The organism is Fictibacillus sp. 5RED26, from assembly GCF_015903895.1.
GTDB classification, from domain to species: domain Bacteria; phylum Bacillota; class Bacilli; order Bacillales; family Fictibacillaceae; genus Fictibacillus; species Fictibacillus phosphorivorans.
In genome coordinates, this window is record NZ_JACZDU010000001.1 from 1,006,289 (window position 1) to 1,026,587 (window position 20,299).

16 protein-coding genes are annotated in these 20,299 nt (G+C 39.5%); all 16 read left to right on the plus strand.

Annotation, left to right across the window (positions count from 1 at the left end):
- Nucleotides 1-12: 12 nt before the first annotated feature.
- The 16 genes from IHV10_RS05345 to sigE all read left to right on the plus strand — a co-directional run bounded on the left by IHV10_RS05345 (nt 13) and on the right by sigE (nt 20,211).
- Nucleotides 13-2,232 carry a penicillin-binding protein gene (locus IHV10_RS05345; protein ID WP_197127647.1) on the plus strand — a complete coding sequence of 740 codons (2,220 nt, stop codon included), beginning with the start codon at nt 13-15 and terminating at the stop codon, nt 2,230-2,232.
- 63 nt (nt 2,233-2,295) lie between these two features.
- A complete protein-coding gene (locus IHV10_RS05350) occupies nt 2,296-4,230 on the plus strand; it encodes a stage V sporulation protein D (RefSeq protein ID WP_197127648.1) in 1,935 nt (644 codons plus the stop codon).
- Nucleotides 4,231-4,459: 229 nt separating this feature from the next.
- Entirely contained in the window at nt 4,460-5,926 is a 1,467-nt protein-coding gene (locus IHV10_RS05355; RefSeq protein WP_197127649.1) for a UDP-N-acetylmuramoyl-L-alanyl-D-glutamate--2,6-diaminopimelate ligase, read from the plus strand.
- A complete protein-coding gene (locus IHV10_RS05360) occupies nt 5,923-7,305 on the plus strand; it encodes a UDP-N-acetylmuramoyl-tripeptide--D-alanyl-D-alanine ligase (RefSeq protein WP_197127650.1) in 1,383 nt (460 codons plus the stop codon). The genes IHV10_RS05355 and IHV10_RS05360 overlap by 4 nt, the downstream gene beginning before the upstream one ends.
- A complete protein-coding gene (gene mraY / locus IHV10_RS05365; RefSeq protein WP_197127651.1) occupies nt 7,302-8,276 on the plus strand; it encodes a phospho-N-acetylmuramoyl-pentapeptide-transferase in 975 nt (324 codons plus the stop codon). Before IHV10_RS05360 ends, mraY begins: the two co-directional genes overlap by 4 nt.
- Complete coding sequence (murD, locus tag IHV10_RS05370; protein WP_197127652.1) at nt 8,277-9,629, plus strand: UDP-N-acetylmuramoyl-L-alanine--D-glutamate ligase; 1,353 nt, start codon at nt 8,277-8,279, stop codon at nt 9,627-9,629. It abuts the gene before it with no gap.
- A gap of 36 nt (nt 9,630-9,665) precedes the next feature.
- A complete protein-coding gene (spoVE, locus tag IHV10_RS05375; protein ID WP_144700917.1) occupies nt 9,666-10,766 on the plus strand; it encodes a stage V sporulation protein E in 1,101 nt (366 codons plus the stop codon).
- Between the two features lie 531 nt (nt 10,767-11,297).
- The gene (murB, locus tag IHV10_RS05380) at nt 11,298-12,212 is read left to right on the plus strand and encodes a UDP-N-acetylmuramate dehydrogenase (protein WP_231618134.1); all 915 of its coding nucleotides are present in this window, start codon (nt 11,298-11,300) and stop codon (nt 12,210-12,212) included.
- Between the two features lie 228 nt (nt 12,213-12,440).
- Entirely contained in the window at nt 12,441-13,214 is a 774-nt protein-coding gene (locus tag IHV10_RS05385; RefSeq protein WP_197127653.1) for a cell division protein FtsQ/DivIB, read from the plus strand.
- Nucleotides 13,201-13,896, plus strand: coding sequence for a DUF881 domain-containing protein (locus IHV10_RS05390; RefSeq protein WP_197127654.1), 696 nt, complete (start codon nt 13,201-13,203; stop codon nt 13,894-13,896). The genes IHV10_RS05385 and IHV10_RS05390 overlap by 14 nt, the downstream gene beginning before the upstream one ends.
- Nucleotides 13,897-13,901: 5 nt before the next feature.
- A complete protein-coding gene (locus IHV10_RS05395; RefSeq protein ID WP_197127655.1) occupies nt 13,902-14,609 on the plus strand; it encodes a DUF881 domain-containing protein in 708 nt (235 codons plus the stop codon).
- A 1-nt stretch (nt 14,610) separates the two neighbouring features.
- Nucleotides 14,611-14,964 (plus strand): small basic family protein, encoded by a 354-nt coding sequence (locus IHV10_RS05400; RefSeq protein WP_066393455.1) that lies wholly within the window; start codon nt 14,611-14,613, stop codon nt 14,962-14,964.
- 135 nt (nt 14,965-15,099) lie between these two features.
- The gene (gene ftsA, locus IHV10_RS05405; RefSeq protein ID WP_197127656.1) at nt 15,100-16,383 is read left to right on the plus strand and encodes a cell division protein FtsA; all 1,284 of its coding nucleotides are present in this window, start codon (nt 15,100-15,102) and stop codon (nt 16,381-16,383) included.
- Nucleotides 16,384-16,415: 32 nt separating this feature from the next.
- On the plus strand, nt 16,416-17,603 hold the full coding sequence (gene ftsZ, locus IHV10_RS05410; protein WP_197127657.1) for a cell division protein FtsZ: 1,188 nt from the start codon (nt 16,416-16,418) through the stop codon (nt 17,601-17,603).
- A 919-nt stretch (nt 17,604-18,522) separates the two neighbouring features.
- Nucleotides 18,523-19,434: a sigma-E processing peptidase SpoIIGA gene (gene spoIIGA, locus IHV10_RS05415; protein WP_197127658.1), complete on the plus strand. Its 912-nt coding sequence runs from the start codon at nt 18,523-18,525 to the stop codon at nt 19,432-19,434.
- Nucleotides 19,435-19,488: 54 nt separating this feature from the next.
- The gene (gene sigE / locus IHV10_RS05420; RefSeq protein ID WP_137789730.1) at nt 19,489-20,211 is read left to right on the plus strand and encodes an RNA polymerase sporulation sigma factor SigE; all 723 of its coding nucleotides are present in this window, start codon (nt 19,489-19,491) and stop codon (nt 20,209-20,211) included.
- Nucleotides 20,212-20,299: the final 88 nt, after the last annotated feature.

The window sequence follows — 20,299 nt, forward strand, 5'->3', positions numbered from 1 at the left end:
GCAGGTGTTGTTATGAAATTAAAAAGAAAAAACGTTGGAGCGGGTATTCTGATGGTTGTGTTTACCTTGCTCTTTTTTGTATTAACGAGTAAATTCTTTCTCGTGGCTTCTTCTCAATCTGCAGAAGGAGTAGACTTAATCGAATACGGGAAAAGAAAATGGTTGAAGAGCGATGTTTTAGATGCGAAGCGTGGAACGATGTTTGATCGGAACGGTGAAGTGATTGCGCAAGATATTCCGTCGTACAGCGTAATTGCCATTCTTGATAAAAAGTATCCAAACCATATAAAAGATCCTGAAGAAGCTGCTGAAAAACTATCAAAAGTACTAGATTCTGATAAGGATGACCTAGAAGAACTTTTGAGTAAAGAAGGCAGGTTCCAAGTAGAAGTTCCTTCTGGAAGAAAAGTTTCTTATCGTAAAAAAGAACAGATCGAAAAGATGAAGATTCCTGGTGTGGATTTTATAAGAGAATCAAGACGATATTATCCTAATCAAAGCTTCGCAGCTCATGTTTTAGGGTACACTGGAAACGGTGAAGAAGGTGTACAGACTGGTCTGATGGGACTTGAAAAGTCGTTAGATAAGTACTTACAAGAAAAAGATGGCAAGATCTCCTTTGTCGGTGATGCATTCAGCCGAGCAATTCCAGCAAATAAAGAATCGATCACGCCACCAAAGCACGGACAGGATGTTTATTTAACGCTAGATGAGAAGATTCAACTTTATTTAGATGAAGCGGTGCAAGAAGCTGCTAAGAAATATAAACCAGAAAAGATCACCGCAATTGTTGCTGATCCGAAAACAGGAAGAATTCTCGCGATGAGTAATTCACCTAGTTTTAATCCGAACAAAAAGGATATTACAAACTATACGAACTTTGCTGTTTCTTATCCTTTTGAACCAGGATCAACGATGAAGATCTTTACTTTGGCAGCTGCCATTGAAGAAGGTAAGTATAACGGTAATGAGGTGTTCCAATCTGGTTCGTATAAGCTTCCGAACATCGGGAGACCGATCTATGATCATAATAAAAGAGGATGGGGACCCATTACTTATAACGAAGGGGTTCAAAACTCTTCTAACGTAGCCTTCTCTAAACTTGTACGTGAAAAGCTAGGTTATGAGAAATATAGAAGTTATCTCTCGAAATTTGGACTGGATCAAAAGACGAATATTGATTTGCCGAATGAGAAGAGCGGATCAGTTCTTTATAACTATGAGATAGAGAAAGTTACAACAGCTTTCGGGCAAGGAACAACGATTACGCCGATTCAACAGATTCAAGCTGCAACAGCGATTGCGAATGGCGGTAAGATGATGAGACCATACGTAATCGACAAGATCATGGACCCGGAAACGAAGAAGACGGTGCTATCAAATGAACCGAAAGTTGCAGGTAAGCCGATCTCTGAAGAAACATCAAAACAAGTAAGAGATATTTTAGAAACAGTAGTAACAGATGGAACGGGTAAGCCTTATATGATCGACGGTTATAGTGTAGCTGGAAAAACAGGAACAGCACAGATCGTAGGAAAAGACGGTAAGTATATCTCTGGTTGGGGAGAAAACGTATTTTCTTTCTTAGGTATGGCACCTAAAGATGACCCTAAACTACTAGTTTATGTGGCTGTTGAGCGACCAAAGGTTGAGTTCCCTGAGATGGGTTCTACACCTGTTGCGAATATTTTTACAAGTGTTATGAAAAGTGGGCTGCAATATTTAAACATTCAGCCCCAAGCCAAAGTCAACGATAAGTCTACCAAAGTAAAGAAATCTTATGGTAAAGAATTACCGGATTACACAGGTCAGTCTGCTGAGAAAGCAAAAAGTGACTTAGAAAAACTAGGCATGCAAGTTTCCGTCATCGGTTCAGGTAACGATATAACAAACCAGGAACCTTATGAAGGGGCTTATGTGATGAAAGGTGAAAGAGTCATCTTGAGAACATCTGGTGATGCCAAGATGCCTGATGTAAAAGACTGGTCCTACATGGATATTTTAAGGATTAGTAAACTTCTTGGGTTGAAAGAAACAATAACAGGAAGTGGTTTTGCAGTTAAACAAAGCATCAAACCTGGTAACCCCGTCAAAGAAGGAGATTTCTTTGTTGTTCAATTAGAACCACCAAAAGTAACAGGAAGAGAGACGGATTCCGAAGAACAAGAGAACGTTGAAGAAACCGAATCTACGAATGAAGACGCTCAAGAAGAGTTACCGGTAACAGACTAAATGTTCTAGGCGCTTGTGTACAAGCATATATTTGAAACGAGACATACAAGGGAGGTATTGTGTGTGCGAGTTTCGAATGTAACTGTACGCAGGCGCTTAATTTTTGTTCTTGTTTTTGGAATAGCTTTCTTTTTTGTCATTTCTGTAAGACTAGGCTACGTTCAATTTGTGCTTGGAGATATGTTGACAGATCAAGCGCTTGATTCTTGGAGCAGAGATATTCCCTTTGAACCAAAAAGAGGAAAGATCTTAGACCGTAATGATGTGGTACTCGCGACAAATATTAGTGCTCCTACCGTCTTTGTCGTTCCAAGACAGATCAAAGAACCAAATGAAACAGCTGAAAAGTTAGCAGCACTGTTAAATATATCAAAAACAGAAGTGTATCAACGACTCACTAAGAAAGCTTCCATCGTTAGGATTGATAATGGAGGAAGAAAAATCAGCAATACGAAAGCAAAAGAAGTTGAAGCGTTGAATCTGCCAGGTGTTTTTGTTGCAGAAGACAGCAAAAGGCATTATCCATACGGATCTTACCTATCTCATGTATTAGGTTTTGCTGGGATCGACAGTCAAGGGCTTACGGGTCTAGAACTTTATTATGACGAACAACTCAATGGTGAAAAAGGTCATATATCCTTCTTTTCAGATGCACGAGGACGCAGAATGCCTTCATTATCGGACAAGTATGAAAAACCAAAAGATGGATACGACCTTAGGTTAACAACAGATTCACGTGTTCAAACGATAATTGAAAGAGAGCTCGATATCGCACAAGCCACCTATGATCCTGATGGCGCAATCGCCATTGCGATGAATCCGAATACAGGAGAAATTCTTGGCATGAGCTCTCGGCCAGATTTTGATCCAGAAGAGTACAAGCGTGTATCACCAGAAGTATACAATCGGAATCTGCCAGTGTGGGCTCAATATGAACCAGGATCTACCTTCAAGATCATTACGCTTGCTGCTGCTCTTGAAGAAGGTAAAGTTGATCTAGATAAAGATCATTTTCACGACCCTGGCTCTATTGAAGTTGCAGGGAGGAAGCTTAAATGCTGGAAAGCAGGAGGGCATGGCAGTCAGACCTTTTTAGAAGGTGTACAAAACTCTTGCAACCCCGGTTTCGTTATCCTTGGTCAACGTTTAGGAAAGGATAAACTTTTTGAGTATATAAAAGATTTTGGGTTTGGAGAAAAGACAGGTGTTGATTTGGCGGGTGAAGGAAAAGGAATCTTATTCTCTTTAGATCGTGTTGGTCCACTTGAACTTGCAACAACCGCGTTCGGACAAGGTGTTTCTGTGACTCCGATTCAGCAAGTAGCAGCTGTGTCTGCGGCCGTAAACGGAGGCTATTTGTACGAACCATATATAGCTAAAGAATTAGTTGACCCTATCACTGGAAAAGTAGTTAGTAAGCAGACTCCAAAACTCAAAAGAAAAGTGATCTCTGAAGAAACGTCTAAAGAAGTAAGGCGAGCACTTGAAAGTGTTGTAGCTCAAGGGACTGGGAAGAATGCATTCGTAGATGGTTATCGTGTCGGAGGAAAAACTGGGACTGCTCAGAAGGCTGAAGGCGGTGTCTATTTAAAAAACAACCATATTGTCTCTTTTATCGGCATGGCTCCTGCCAATAATCCAGAGATCGTTGTTTATGTGGCTATAGATAATCCAAAAGAAACCCTTCAATTTGGTGGAATTGTGGCAGCACCAATCGTAGGAAATATTATTGAAGACAGTCTTTCTGCCATGGGTGTCAAAAAGCAAAAAGATCAGATCGAAAAAGAAAAGACATGGCTCGATGCTCCTGAGGTAGTCGTTCCAGATTTAGTAGGTAAACAAACAAAAGAGTTAACAAATTTGTTGTATAATCTCAAGATAGAAACTTCCGGAAAAGGGAATTATATCGTACAGCAAGCTCCTAAAGCTGGCGTAAAGCTAGAAGCTGGCAAGACGATACGTTTATTTTTGGGTGACAAAAAAGAAGTGGAAGATTAAAATAAAGAATGTACACATAGCCAAGCGCGGAATCTTGCCTTGGCTTATTTTCTTTAAAGATGCATATAAACAGCTCTTTTATAGAAAGATGATACTTTTAGCGTACTCATTTAAAGCCAAAGAAGATAACACGGTAAAGAGACCCTTTCTATGAGCAACAGCATATGCGATAACAACACTTTTTTTTATAATATAGGCTTAACGATGATTAGAGGAGAGATCAGGATTAATGGAATTAAAAGAACTGCTTACATATTTAGTGAACTATGAAATGGATATCCAAGCCAATCCTGAAATTACCTCCATTGAAATGGATTCCAGGAAAGCTGGGAAAGGCTGCCTTTTTGTTTGTATGGAAGGACTTTTGTTTGATGGCCATGATTTTGCCCAAACAGTGGCAAATAACGGAGCTGCTGCTATATTAGCAGAGAAAGATATCGATGTTAACATTCCTGTTATAAAAGTGAAAAACACAAAAAAAGCACTATCGGTTTTAGCGGATGCCTTTTATGGACACCCTTCACAAAAACTTCATTTGATCGGAATAACTGGTACGAATGGTAAGACGACAACTTCACATCTCATTGAAAAAGTTTTACGAGATGCTGGGAAAAGCACTGGAATGATCGGTACGATTGAAATGAAAATAAAAGATCAAAGCTTTAAAGTAGCAAATACTACACCTGATTCATTATTTTTGCAGAATGCTTTTTATCAGATGACCAAAGAAAAAGTAGAAGCAGCTGTCATGGAGGTCTCTTCGCATGCCCTTGTTCAAGGAAGAGTTTGGGGATGTGACTTTGATATTGCTGTTTTTACAAACCTGACACAAGATCATTTGGACTACCATAAAAATATGGAAGAATACCAGTTTGCAAAGAGTCTTCTATTTTCACAAATGGGCAACACTTATAGCAGAACAGATCGTAAAGTAGCTGTACTTAATAATGATGATCCAGCTTCAAGAATGTTTGAGAGAGTTACTTCCGCACAGGTTGTTTCTTATGGGATCGACAACGATAGTGACGTTCGCGCAACCAATATAATGATTGGATCACAAGGCACTACGTTTACTCTCCATACACCTATTGGTACAAGAGAAGTTACATTGAAGCTTATCGGAAAGTTCTCCGTCTATAATGTGCTTGCAGCAACAACGGCGTGTTTGTTGTCTGGATTAGATTTGGATCAAATTCTTACAAGTTTAAAAGAAGTATCTGGAGTTTCAGGCAGATTTGAACCCGTACTAGCAGGTCAAGATTTTACTGTGATCGTTGATTACGCACACACACCTGACAGTTTAGAAAATGTGTTACGAACCATTAAAGAATTTGCTACAGGAAAAATAACAGCGATCGTTGGGTGTGGCGGTGACCGTGATAAGACGAAGCGCCCACTTATGGCAGGAATTGCAGCAAACTTAGCTGATCATGCTATCTTCACAAGTGATAATCCGAGAACAGAAGATCCTCTTCAAATCTTAAAAGATATGGAAGAGGGTGTGGATGGTGGGAATTATGTAACCATCCCTGACCGAAAAAAAGCAATAGAACATGCGGTTGAACATGCTAGTGCAAACGATGTTATACTTATAGCCGGTAAAGGTCACGAAACATATCAGATCATTGGTAAAGACATATTAGAGTTTGATGATAGAGTCGTAGCAAGGGAAGCAATTAAGGCGGTGAAAAAATGAAATTAGATTTTAAAGAACTGGTCTCATTAGCAGATCGGGCGAGTGGAAAGTATGAGAACCTTATATTAGAAGGTGTTTCAAAAGATACAAGACTTAAAAGCGAGAATGCTCTATATCTACCGATAGCCGGCGAGCGCTTTGATGGACATGATTTTTTGCTAAATGCGATTCAACAAGGATGCACAGCTACGATCTGGCAGGAAGGAAAAGATCTTCCTGAAGGATTGCCAGAAGATTTTCCGATTCTATACACAACAGACACTGTGAAGTTTTTACAGGAAATATCAAAATATTACTTGAAGAAAATCAACCCTGTCGTTGTAGCTGTAACGGGCAGTAACGGAAAAACAACGACAAAAGATATGATAGAAAGTGTTTCGTCAGCAAACTTTAAGACATTTAAAACACAAGGTAATTACAACAACCATATTGGAATGCCTCTAACCATTCTTGCGATGGAAGAAAATACTGAAGTACTAATCCTGGAAATGGGTATGAGTGATTATGGAGAGATCTCTCTTTTAAGTAAGATCGCAGAACCAGATGTTGCTGTTATCACGAATATCGGTGAAAGCCATCTTGAACAACTTGGTAGTCGTGAAGGAATCGCTAAAGCAAAACATGAGATTGCAGATGGATTAAAACAAGGCGGGCTGTTTATCATCGATGGAGATGAACCGCTTCTTTCACATGTCAAAGGTGAGAACGTGTTACAAGTCGGTTTCGGTGATTCAAATACACTGAAGTTATCTAACCTTAAGACAGATGTACATGGTGTAACGTTTACTTTAGAAGAAGGTACTACTGTGTATCGGATACCAATGCTAGGGCGTCATAACATAAAAAATGCTGCATATGCCATAGCTGTAGGGCATTACTTGAATATAGAAGAAAATAAAATATTAGAAGGACTTGAAAGCCTTAAAGTTACATCCATGCGTCTTGAAATGAAAAGCGGCAAGAAGGATACACTACTTATCAATGATGCCTATAATGCTAGTCCAACTAGTATGATTGCTGCTCTAGAGACACTTGCTGACCTGAAGGATTATTCTCAAAAAGTCGCTGTTCTTGGAGATATGTATGAATTAGGCTCAAATGAGGAAGAGATGCATCGAAACATGGCTAAGCATGTGGATGATACGATCTCTCATGTGATATGTGTGGGGCAAAAAGGTGCTTGGATTGCAGATGAACTAAAAAAACAAAAACGTAAAGACCTTGAGGTTATTCAATGTCTAACAAAAGAAGAAGCGGAAGAACCAATAGCTAGTTTATTATCAAAAGACACTGCTATTCTTTTTAAAGCATCAAGAGGGATGGTATTAGAAACCCTTGTCTCGAAATTTGTAGAGAAAGAACAGGAGTCGAAAAAATGATTGAGCAAGTCTTATTATTTACATTAGTTGCATCCTTCTTAATCGCGGTATTAAGTTCACCCTTTTTTATCCCGTTTTTAAGAAGATTAAAATTTGGGCAGAGCATACGTGATGAAGGTCCAAAATCTCACCAAAAAAAGCAAGGTACACCTACTATGGGCGGGATCGTAATCGTCTTAGCCCTTGTTATCGCAACATATGCGATGACTGCGAAGTTTTTTGCAGTTACAGCAGAAACCCATTTACTTATCCTTGTCACTTTAGGATACGGACTTATTGGATTTTTAGATGATTTTATTAAAGTTGTCAAGAAACGAAATCTCGGTTTAACATCGAAACAGAAGTTAGTAGGTCAATTGATTATTGCAGCTCTTTTTTTCTTTGGTTTAAGAGCCATTGATTTCTCGACTGAAATTTCAGTTCCCGGAACAGATTTTTCATTTGATTTAGGATGGTTTTATCCTGTGTTGGTGGTATTCATGTTAATCGGAGCTTCTAATGCAGTAAACCTTACGGACGGATTAGATGGATTGTTGGCAGGAACAGCTGCTATAGCTTTTGGTGCATTTGCCGTGTTATCTTCTACCATTCTTCAATTTGAAGCTGCCATTTTCTGTGTGGCTGTGGTTGGTGCGGTACTTGGCTTTTTAGTTTTTAATGCACACCCTGCAAAAGTATTTATGGGAGACACAGGCTCACTCGCGCTAGGAGGCGCGATTAGTGCCGTAGCGATACTAACGAAGCTTGAGATCTTACTTGTTATTATTGGTGGTGTTTTTGTAATCGAAACGCTTTCTGTAATGATTCAAGTAGCCTCATTTAAACTAACTCGTAAGCGTGTCTTTAAAATGAGTCCGCTTCATCATCATTACGAACTATCCGGCTGGAGTGAATGGCGTATCGTTGTTACGTTTTGGCTTGTAGGATTGGTATTTGCAGCATTAGGAATTTATTTAGAGGTGTGGGTATAAATGAAAGACACTACATTTTTTAAAAACAAAAAGATTTTAATCGTAGGATTAGCCAAGAGCGGTTTTGCTGGTGCAAAACTGCTTCATTCGTTTGGGGCACAATTAACGGTGAACGACAAGAGTCCTAGAGAAGGAAATGTGGAAGCAGAAAAACTTGAGAAACTTGGGATTAAAGTAGTTTGCGGAGATCATCCGTTGTCATTACTAGACGGCCAGTTAGACTTCATTGTTAAGAATCCAGGAATTCCTTATCAAAATCCTTTGATCGAAGAAGCGGTAAAACGAAACATTCCTGTTTATACAGAAGTGGAAATAGCAGGTATGATCTCAGACGCATCGATTATTGCGATTACAGGATCAAACGGAAAGACAACAACCACTACCCTTATTGGTGATATGTTGAAAAACAGTGAAAAGACACCAATCGTAGCCGGGAATATAGGCACTGTATTCTCCGAAGTTGCTGCGGAGTCTACTGAGAACGATATATTAGTAGCTGAACTTTCAAGCTTTCAGTTGATGGGAACAGAGCGATTTAAACCACAGATCGCTGTTTTTCTGAACTTATTTGAAGCACATTTAGATTACCACGGTTCTCTTGATGAATATGGAAAAGCCAAAGCTAAGATCACTGAGAATCAAGATTCCTCTGATTATATGATCTATAACGCAGATGATGAACGTGTCACACGTTTAATGAAAGATTCCAAGGCTCAACATATTCCTTTTTCTGTGTCGAAAAAAATTGAGAGCGGCGTTTATGTTGAAGAAGGTGTGCTTTATTTTCAAGAGCGAAAAGTTATTATGTTGAGTGAAATCGTGTTACCAGGTAATCACAATCTCTCAAACATTATGGCAGCTGTAGCTGCATCGTTATTAGCGGGTGCAACTTTAAAACAAATTCATCAGGTTCTAACTACGTTTCCTGGGGTTAAACACCGTTTGCAGTATGTGGGTGAGTTTAACGGCAGACGTTTTTACAACGACTCAAAAGCAACCAATATATTAGCGACGAATGCAGCGTTGTCTGCATTTGAACAACCTGTAATCTTACTAGCAGGTGGACTTGATCGTGGTAATTCTTTTGATGATCTGCTACCGTCACTAAAAAATGTAAAAGCAATCGTTACTTTTGGACAAACAGCTGACAAACTAGCTGAAACAGCAAAACAGGCAGGAATAGAAACGATAAAACGTGCTGATAATGTGGAAGATGCTGTTCCCCTTGCGTACAGTTTATCTGCTGAAGAGGATGTTATATTATTGTCTCCTGCTTGTGCAAGCTGGGATCAATATAAGACATTCGAACAAAGAGGGGACATGTTTATCAACTCTGTGCATAAACTTAAATAAGGTTTGTACAAATAAGAAGAGTTGAGGTGTTTCCCTTTGCCTGCAACGAAATCAACCCCTGATATCATAATGATTGTAGTTACGCTTATGTTGTTATCGATCGGTATAATAATGGTTTATAGCGCTAGTGCAGATTTAGGACTATATAAGTTTGATGATGCGTTCTTTTTTGCAAAGCGACAATTGTTATTTGCCGGTGTAGGTATCGCAGCGATGTTTTTTATCATGAACATCAATTACATGACGTGGAGAGTCTGGTCTAAGATTCTTCTGATTATTTGTTTTGTATTATTGATCGCAGTTCTTGTCCCAGGTATTGGAATGGTTCGTGGTGGTGCTAGAAGCTGGATTGGTGTAGGTGCTTTTTCCATACAGCCGTCTGAATTTATGAAACTAGCCATGATTACATTTCTAGCTAAGTATCTATCGGAGCATCAAAAAAAGATCACTTCTCTAAAAAAAGGTTTAGTGCCTACTCTTGGATTAGTGATGATCGCTTTTGGAATGATCATGCTTCAGCCCGATCTAGGAACAGGGGCCGTGATGGTAGGAACAAGCATCGTGATGGTCTTTGTTGCAGGTGCGCGTATCTCTCATTTTGTAGGTATGGCTTTAATCGGTCTTATCGGACTTGCGGGATTAATTATTTCTGCTCCATACCGGATTAAGAGGATTACTTCTTTTCTCGATCCTTGGAGCGATCCTTTAGGAAGCGGGTTTCAGATAATCCAGTCTCTCTATTCGCTCGGACCTGGTGGTCTGCTAGGATTAGGATTAGGTCAGAGTAGACAAAAATTTGGTTACCTCCCAGAACCGCAAACGGATTTTATATTTGCGATTCTCTCAGAGGAACTTGGTTTTATCGGCGCTGTTTTTGTATTGATCCTGTTTAGCCTTCTCTTATGGCGTGGAATCAGAATCGCTTTAGGTGCTCCTGATCTATTCGGTAGCTTTTTAGCTATTGGGATTATTGGGATGGTCGCTATACAGGTGATGATTAATATTGGAGTAGTAACAGGTTTGATGCCCGTAACTGGAATTACGTTGCCGTTTTTAAGTTATGGAGGATCCTCATTAACACTCATGCTCGCATCAATCGGAGTAATCCTAAATATTAGCCGTTATTCAAGGTATTAAAACTTGAGTTTCAAAGGAAATTCTCTTATTCTAAACATAGCGATTTAAAGACGTTACCCTGTCAATTATGGCAGGGTAACTTCTTTTTCTAGAGTCATTTTTTGATAGCTTGTTTTCGTATATCATTTTGCTTATGTTAGTTGCTGATTTCCGCTCCAGGTTGCACGCTTTCCACGGGGCGAACGGTGAGCCTCCTGCCGCTTTGCGCCATTAGGAGTCTCCACCTGACCGCTCGTCCCGTAGGAGTCGGCAACCTTCCACTACAATCAGCTTGCTAGGAAGAAAAAATCAATTATATAGGTTGTGTTAAACCAGCAGTAGTACTACAACCCTTTGTCAATTAATCAAAGAAGCAACTAATAAATCATAACGAAAGCATTTTAAAATTTTTAAGGAAAATAAAAAGTAAGAAACAAAATCGTTAGTTCTGACGAATACTACTTTGTCGATGTTTAAGGACATTGAAAACATGGAAAAGATTAACGCATAGCATATAAATAGAACGATGCGTATGAACGTAGGGGGTTTTTAATGATGTATAGCCAATTAGCTGAGAAATTAAAAAGTGAAGATCTAGGTACTGTCCTAGTAAATGAGCCATTAAAAAATCACACCACATTAAAAATTGGTGGGCCAGCTGATCTTTTTTATGAACCAAAAAATATTGAATGTCTAAAAAAAGCATTAAGTTATATAAAAGAAGCAAACGCACCGATACGTGCAATCGGTAGAGGGTCTAACCTTCTTGTTGCAGACGGAGGAATCGAAGGGGTTGTCATCAAGGTAGGGGAGGGGATCAACCACCTTGAAAAAAATGATAACACGATTAGAGTTGGCGGAGGATATTCGCTTATTCCGCTTGCGACTGTAATGTCACGTGAAGCATATACGGGCCTTGAATTTGCTGCTGGTATTCCAGGGTCAGTTGGTGGAGCTGTGTTCATGAATGCGGGTGCGCATGGATCTGATATGTCAAAGATCGTTGAGAAAGCTTTGATTTTATTGCCTGACGGTGAGCTTAAATGGCTTTCTAACGAAGAATTGCACTTCTCATATCGTACTTCTGTCCTTCAAGAAACAGGTGGAATCTGTGTAGAAGTCATACTCGTATTGGATAAAGGTGATAAAGAGACCATCATGGCAGAGCTTAAGAAAAATAAAGATTATCGCAGAAACACTCAGCCATGGAACTATCCATGCTGTGGAAGTGTGTTCCGTAATCCGCTGCCAAATTATGCAGGACATCTCATAGAGACATCGGGGCTTAAAGGAACACAAGTAGGCGGTGCACAAGTTTCTGAGATGCATGCTAATTTTATTGTGAATACTGGAGATGCAAAAGCAAAAGACGTGCTGGATCTGATCAGCTATATACAAAAAACGATCAAAGAAAAGCATGGTGTTGAGCTTCATACGGAAGTTGAGATCATTGGTAGAAATGATTAACAAAAAATTGGATAAATAGTGCTGAATTGCGGCATATCCGTGCTATAATACAAAGAACAAGAAAAAATTAACTTTTGACGTTTCAAAACGGATTTTACATTTCGTTATCTTCTGACAGTTGGACTGTTATCAGTACCTTTTTGAAGACTTGGCGTCTATCTGCCAAGTTCTTTTATTTCTGTCAACCGTTAATGTTTCTTGTACTAACTTATAAAACGGAGGAAGAGGATGGACAAGGTAAAGGTTGTCAAGATTGAGGACCGAATTCCGAAGCTGAAAGAACATCGCAAACAAAAAGCAAATCGTCGTCTTATTTATTACTTGTCCTTTTTCTTCCTGTTATTGTTGGTCGTCGTTTATTTTCAATCTGATCTTAGTCATGTGAAGAAAATTACCGTCTCAGGCAACTATTTTGTAACCGACAATGAGATTCTTGAAAAAAGTGAAATTACTACAAAGACAAAGTATTTGAATGTATCTGAAGAAGAAATTATGAAGCGGCTCGAAGGTATTTCAGAGGTGAGCTCAGTTTCAATCCAAAAGAAATTTTTTAATCAAGTTATAATTAAAGTGAGTGAATTTCAGCGGGTTGGGTATTTCAGGAAAGAAAACATATACTATCCGATGCTTCAAAACGGGAAGATGTTAGATCCTCTTAAGAAAAATGAGAGACCTGTAAATGCACCAGTAATTGTAAGCTGGAGTGACCCTGAACAATTAGAGATGATGGCTCAGGAACTGCAAAAGCTACCTGAAGGAATCATTCACCGTATATCCGAGATCACACATACACCTTCATCCAACAATTCAAGTCAACTCACATTGTTTATGACGGATGGAAACAAAGTAGTGACAACGATCTCTAAGTTTTCAGAAAGGCTGACTGCTTATCCGTCTTTAGTGAGTGAGCTAAAGCCTGATGAAAAAGGTACGTTCTATTTAGGAATCAGCACACGTTTTGAACGATACAACCAAGTGGAGGAAAGTAATGAGCAAAATTAAAGGGACGCATCTTTTCCTATCTTTAATCCTTCTCGTTACCGGGTTCATATTATCTTTCTCCTATCAGAGAGCACAGATTGAAAAGCAAAATGTTGTAGAGAACAATGAATGGAAAAAAGAAGATTCATTGCGAAGCCAAATTTTAAATCTTCAAAAAACGAATAGAGAATTAGCAGGCGGTCTTCAAAATCTGCAGCAAAATGTTGAGAAGAAAGAGAATAAGCTGGCTGATCAAGAGGAGATATCTTCTAAACTAGTAGAAGATTTAAAAGAGCTCAGAATGGTAGTAGGAAACGTAAAGGTGAAAGGGGAGGGGGTAGAAGTTACTCTGCAAGATTCCTCCTATATACCGGAAGGGGAGAACCCTAACGATTATATCGTCCATGAAGAACATATAAGAAGTGTCATTGACGAACTTCACGTCTCAGGTGCAGAAGCAATTGCGATAAACGGTCAGAGGATCTCTCATGATACGTATATCGCTTGTATCGGTCCGGTCGTTTCTGTGGATGGTAACCAATATCCTGCACCTTTTGTTATAACAGCAATAGGAAAATCAACAACCCTAGAGAAATCTTTGAATCTGTATATCGTCGATAAAATTGTCAATGACGGAGTAGAAGTAAGGGTGGAGCAAGAAAGCGCGATCGAGATGGAGCCATTTATTACGGAAGAGGGATGAGTTAGTTGAAAGAAAGACAATTCATGTTCGCAACAATTGCCCTCATACTTGGCGGAATGCTGGCGATCCAATTTGAGACCACAAACAATCCTGTTGTTCGGGATACTAGAGATTTATGGGAGTTAAGAGCTGATTTGGAAAAAGAAAAACAGCGTCAGCAGGAGCTTAATGAGGAATTTGAACGCTATAGTGAACTCCTGAACCAATACAAAGGTGAAGGGAAAGACGAAAAAATCCAAGCAATGGAAAAAGCGCTATGGGATTTAAAAAAACAGGCAGGATTAACGACGGTTAGCGGACAAGGAATCGTAATAACGATCGAACCTTTTAATGAAGAGCTAATTGGAGTAGATCAACCTGTTCCTAAAATAGATCCTGATATGCTTAGAAGACTTGTAAACGAATTAAATCGATACGATGCAAAAGAGATTAGTATAGATGGACAGCGTGTCGTATCTAAGACCCCGATCCGGGAAGTGAATGGAAACATTTACATAAACAATGAGCCTGTTTCTTCTTTTCCAATTGAAATCAGAGTTTTGGCAAAAGACAATGAAAAACTTCATCAGAAGATCATTGCTTCACCAGCTGTTGAGGAGTTTATCCGTGAAAATTTTCTTGTAGAATCTAAACAAACAGCTAAAGTTATTTTGCCAGCTTTCGATAAAGATATGAAGGTGAAGTTTATGAAACCGGCAAAGGAGGAAACGTAAGATGTGGTTGCCGGTACTTGGACTGTTATTAGGTCTACTATTAGGTTTCATGTCTGATATCCGGGTCCCTCCAGAATATGCAAACTATTTATCAATCGCTGTCTTAGCTGCACTTGATACCTTATTCGGTGGTATACGTGCACATCTTCAAGGCAGTTTTGAAGATAAAGTGTTCATTACAGGTTTTTTCTTTAATATTTTATTGGCTGCAGGGCTCGCGTACTTAGGGGTTCACCTTGGTATTGACTTGTACTTAGCTGCAATTTTTGCATTTGGTGTTAGGCTGTTTAATAATATTGCGGTTATTAGGCGCTTAATTATTTCTAAATGGTCAGATTCACGCAAAAAGGCCTAAAAAATTTGAAAAAACGGTAAAAAAAAAGAGGGATAACCCGTTGTTTGTGGAATTTATTCCATAATTAAGCGCAAATCAAGGGATTTTTAAAAATTTAGAAGATTTATTGGATGAAAGGTAAGGAGGTGCCACAGAATGAACAGCAATGAAATTTATGTAAGTTTAGACATCGGTACATCCAATATTAAAGTGATCATTGGAGAAATGACTAGTGAGTCCTTTAATGTTATTGGTGTTGGCCATGCAAAATCAGCTGGAATCAGAAAAGGTTCCATTGTAGATATTGACGAAACTGTTCGTTCCATAAGAAAAGCCGTAGAGCAAGCTGAAAGAATGTTAGGTATTCCTATAAATGCAGTAATCGTAGGTGTAAAAGGGAACCATATTCAACTTCAGCCATGCCACGGTGTAGTTGCGGTATCAAGAGAAGACCGAGAAATCGGTGATGAGGACATCGCTAGAGTAATAGAGGCAGCTCAGGTTATGTCAGTGCCTCCAGAACGCGAAATTATAGATGTGATTCCTAGACAATTTATTGTTGACGGTACAGATGAGATTATTGATCCCCGAGGCATGTTAGGTGTTCGCCTTGAGATGGAAGGAACAGTGATTACGGGTTCCAAAACGATCTTACATAATTTATTACGATGCGTAGAACGAGCTGGACTAACAGTGGCGGACATTTGTTTAGAGCCATTGGCAACATCATCGATTGCACTTTCACGTGATGAGATGGAGCTTGGTGTAGCACTAATTGATATTGGTGGGGGGTCTACTACACTATCTGTATTCGACCAAGGTACCATGCAGTTAACTTCAGTCCTTCCGATTGGTGGAGACTTTATCACAAAAGATATATCCATTGGATTAAGAACTTCTGCTGAAGATGCAGAAAAGATTAAGCTGAAGCATGGTCACTCTTTCGTGGATTATGCGTCAAAAGATGAGACATTTACAGTATCGCAAATTGGTTCTTCACAAGAACAAGAAATCTCGCAATACGAGCTCTCATTAATCATTGAAGCTCGTATGGCTGAAATATTTGAGATGATTGATGATGAATTGCATCAGCGTGGATATTCCGAACTTCCTGGCGGTTTTGTTATCACAGGCGGAGTTGCTGCAATTCCAGGAGTACTAGAACTCGCTCAAGATATCTTCCAGCAGAACGTACGCGTTTCATTGCCGGATTATATCGGGGTTAGAGAACCGAAGTTTACAGCTGGTGTTGGATTAATCCAATTCACTCACAAAAATATTAAAGTTCAAGGAAAAGAAGTTGCCACTGCGTTAGCTGATAACGCTGGAGAACCTTTACCTAAAAAGAAACAACAATCCAGCCAAAAATCGGGCCAAGAAAAACAATCCGGTGGCATGAAATCAAAAGTCAAAGACTGGTTTGGTTTATTTTTCGAATAACACTAAGGAACTAGTCATTAGGAGGAACGCTCATGTTAGAGTTTGATATGAATATGGATCAATTGGCGACAATTAAAGTTATTGGTGTTGGTGGCGGAGGAAGTAACGCTGTTAACCGTATGATCGAACACGGTGTACAAGGTGTAGAATTCATCTGTGTAAATACAGATGCACAAGCCTTGAATCTTTCTAAAGCACCTGTGAAAATGCAGATCGGAACGAAATTAACAAGAGGACTTGGAGCAGGTGCAAATCCTGATATCGGTAAAAAAGCAGCTGAAGAAAGCCGTGAACAGATCGAAGAAGCACTTAGCGGTGCTGATATGGTATTCGTAACAGCTGGAATGGGTGGCGGTACAGGTACTGGTGCAGCCCCTGTAGTTGCAGAGATCGCTAAAGATCTTGGCGCTCTTACAGTTGGTGTTGTCACAAGACCGTTCACTTTTGAAGGTCGTAAGCGTTCTACGCAAGCGGTTGGTGGCATCTCTGTATTAAAAGAAAAAGTTGACACATTAATTGTAATCCCGAATGATCGATTACTTGAAATCGTTGATAAAAATACTCCGATGTTAGAAGCTTTCCGTGAAGCGGATAATGTTCTTCGCCAAGGTGTACAAGGTATTTCAGATTTGATCGCTGTACCAGGACTGATCAACCTTGACTTTGCCGATGTAAAAACAATCATGACTGAACGCGGATCTGCACTCATGGGTATTGGTGTAGGTACTGGTGAGAACCGTGCGGCTGAAGCTGCGAAAAAGGCAATTTCATCTCCACTTCTTGAAACATCTATCGATGGAGCAAAAGGTGTATTGATGAACATTACTGGTGGAGCTAACTTGAGTCTTTATGAAGTGAACGAAGCAGCAGATATTGTTTCATCTGCTTCAGATCCTGAAGTAAACATGATCTTTGGTTCCGTGATTAACGAGGAACTGAAAGATGAGATCCTCGTTACGGTTATTGCGACTGGATTTGACGAAACGGAGAAGATGGTTAATAACCAACAGAGAGCTGAGCGTCCTAGAATGCAGCAAGCTCCTACTTCTAATCAGTCTCATTCTTCTCAAAGTCAATCTCAACCACAAAGCCAGTCACAACAAGGGCAAACTCGTGAAGAGAGCCAAGAATCAAGAAATACTTCTTATACGAACGCTGATTCAGATACGCTTGATATTCCAACATTCTTGCGTAACCGCAGCCGAAACAGAAGAAGATAAATACAAAAATGAAAGCATGTTCTCTATTTTAGAGAGCATGCTTTTTTGTTTTGTTAGTAGTTGATCTCCGCTCCAGGTTGCTCGCTTTCCACGGGGCGTGCGGTGAGCCTCCTGTCTAGTTGCAGTGACTAGCCCCTCGAGGTCAAAAGGTAAACGGTCAAGAAGGCAAAGTGCGCCGTCCTCGCCCATTTCCCTTTTGCTTGTCGGGGCTGAACGAGTCACTTCCACTTTTCGGACTGCCGCTTTGCGCCATTAGGAGTCTCCACCTGTCTGGTTACAGTGGCTAGCCTCTCGAGGTCAAAAGTTGAATGGACAAGAAGGCAAAGTGCGCCTTCCTAGTCCATTCAACTTTTGCTGGTCGGGGCTGAACGAGCCACTTCCACATTTCGTACTGACCGCTCTTCCCGTAGGAGTCGGCAACCATACGCTCCAATCAACATGCAAAGGAAGAGAATAAAAATAGATTAAAACATTAAAGCAATAACTCTATGGAAAACAGCCTTTCAAAAAATTATCCCCCTTGTCTTTTTCTACAACAGGCATATTGACAAGTAGAATGATGCTACAGAGAGATTTATAAAATGCTTCATTGAACAGTTAATTGGAGTGGAAGGTGGGAGACTCCTGCGGGACAGGCGGGCAGGTGAGACACTTATACGTGAAACGTACGAATGTGGCTCACCGTCTGCCCCGCGGAAAGCGAGCACCTGAAACGGAAATCAACCACTTCCAAAAACTACAAAGCTAACGTAAAATGTTTTAGATTTTGTCATATTCTTGTCCGAAAAGCGTATACCTAACATATAAGTTATTTTGACAAAAATAGAGAAAATAAGAACTATACTTCTCTCATAAACTGACAGACTTTCAAACAACCTATACGTTATACTGATTTCAAAATTAAGAAAGGAGAAAACCAATGACCCTATATTTGGATGTCATTTGGTTTCTTAATTTCTGCATTGATTATGTTTTAATCTCTCTGACAGCGTATGTGCTCAAGCGCAATGCATCGAAAAAGAGAATCCTATTCGCTTCGTTATTAGCTTCAAGTTATGTGTTTTTAGTAATCTTTCCAGAACTAATGTTATTTTCACAGCCAATCATGAAATTTATCTTATCGATTTTTATTATGATTGTGGCGTTTGGCTTTAAGCGTTTCAAGTTTGTCATGAAAAATATCGCTATGTTTTATTTTGTTTCTTTTGTAACGGGTGGAGGTATTTTCGGTCTTCACTATTTTATGCAAAGTGATGCTGTGATTATGAATGGTGTTATCACGACAAAAAGTTCAGGCATGGGAGACCCTGTCAGCTGGCTATTTGTAGTAGCAGGCGTTCCTCTTCTTTGGTACTTTTCAAAGAAAAGAGTAGATGATATTTCTGTGGAAAAAATGGATTCCAACAGTCTTATCAAAGTTACTATCAAAATAGACCAGATCTTGATATCTGCAAATGGACTTATTGATACCGGTAATAAATTATACGATCCCATTTCTAAAATGCCTGTCATGATCCTTGATATGAACAAACATGGTGATTCTTTTCCGGAAACCATTCGAACTGCTGCCAAAGACGTGCTTGCCATGAATACAGATGACAATGAGCATCCTTGGCTGAACAGACTTCGAATCGTACCGTACCGTGCAGTTGGACATCAGCAGTTTTTAGCTTGTATCAAACCAGATACCGTTGAAATTGATAAGGATGGAGTATCGGTAGCATCTCCGCAGTGTCTCATAGGCTTGAGCTGGACGGTATTATCTAGCGAAGGTCAGTTTGATGCAATCGTTCATCCTAAGATGTATCTGCAACATGTACAAGCGTCCTAACAACAGCGATACGTGAAAGTACTTAAAAGAAGATAATGTGAAAGGGGAGTTAACATGTTCAATAAGTGGCGTCTTAAGATGACAATGTATTGGTATAAGTTATTATTTAAGTTGGGGCTCAAGTCAGATGAGATCTATTATATCGGAGGAAACGAAGCCTTACCGCCTCCACTTAGTAAAGAAGAAGAAGCGGTTCTGCTTGAAAAGCTTCCATCTGGTGACCAGGCTGCAAAATCTCTTTTGATCGAAAGAAACCTCCGTTTAGTCGTATACATTGCACGAAAGTTTGAGAATACAGGGATTAACATTGAAGATTTAATCAGTATTGGAACGATAGGCTTGATTAAAGCAGTGAATACGTTCAATCCAGAAAAAAAGATCAAGCTCGCCACCTATGCTTCAAGGTGTATTGAGAACGAAATCTTAATGTATTTACGTCGTAACAACAAAACGCGTTCAGAAGTATCGTTTGATGAACCGTTAAATGTGGATTGGGATGGGAATGAACTTTTGCTCTCAGATGTTCTCGGTACTGAAGACGACATTATCACGCGGAGAATTGAGGCAAATGTAGATCGAAAACTTTTATTGAAAGCACTGTTTACATTAAACGATCGTGAAAAACAGATCATGGAACTTCGCTTCGGTCTTTCAGGCGGTGAAGAAAAAACACAAAAGGACGTAGCAGATATGCTCGGTATATCTCAGTCTTATATTTCAAGGTTAGAAAAAAGAATAATAAAAAGACTTCAAAAAGAATTTAATAAAATGGTTTAGCACATATTTTATATAGGTTTTGAATCAATACTAGCTTTTTTTCCAAATTGACAATTGCATAAATTTCCCTCCGTTCGGTGATACTTAA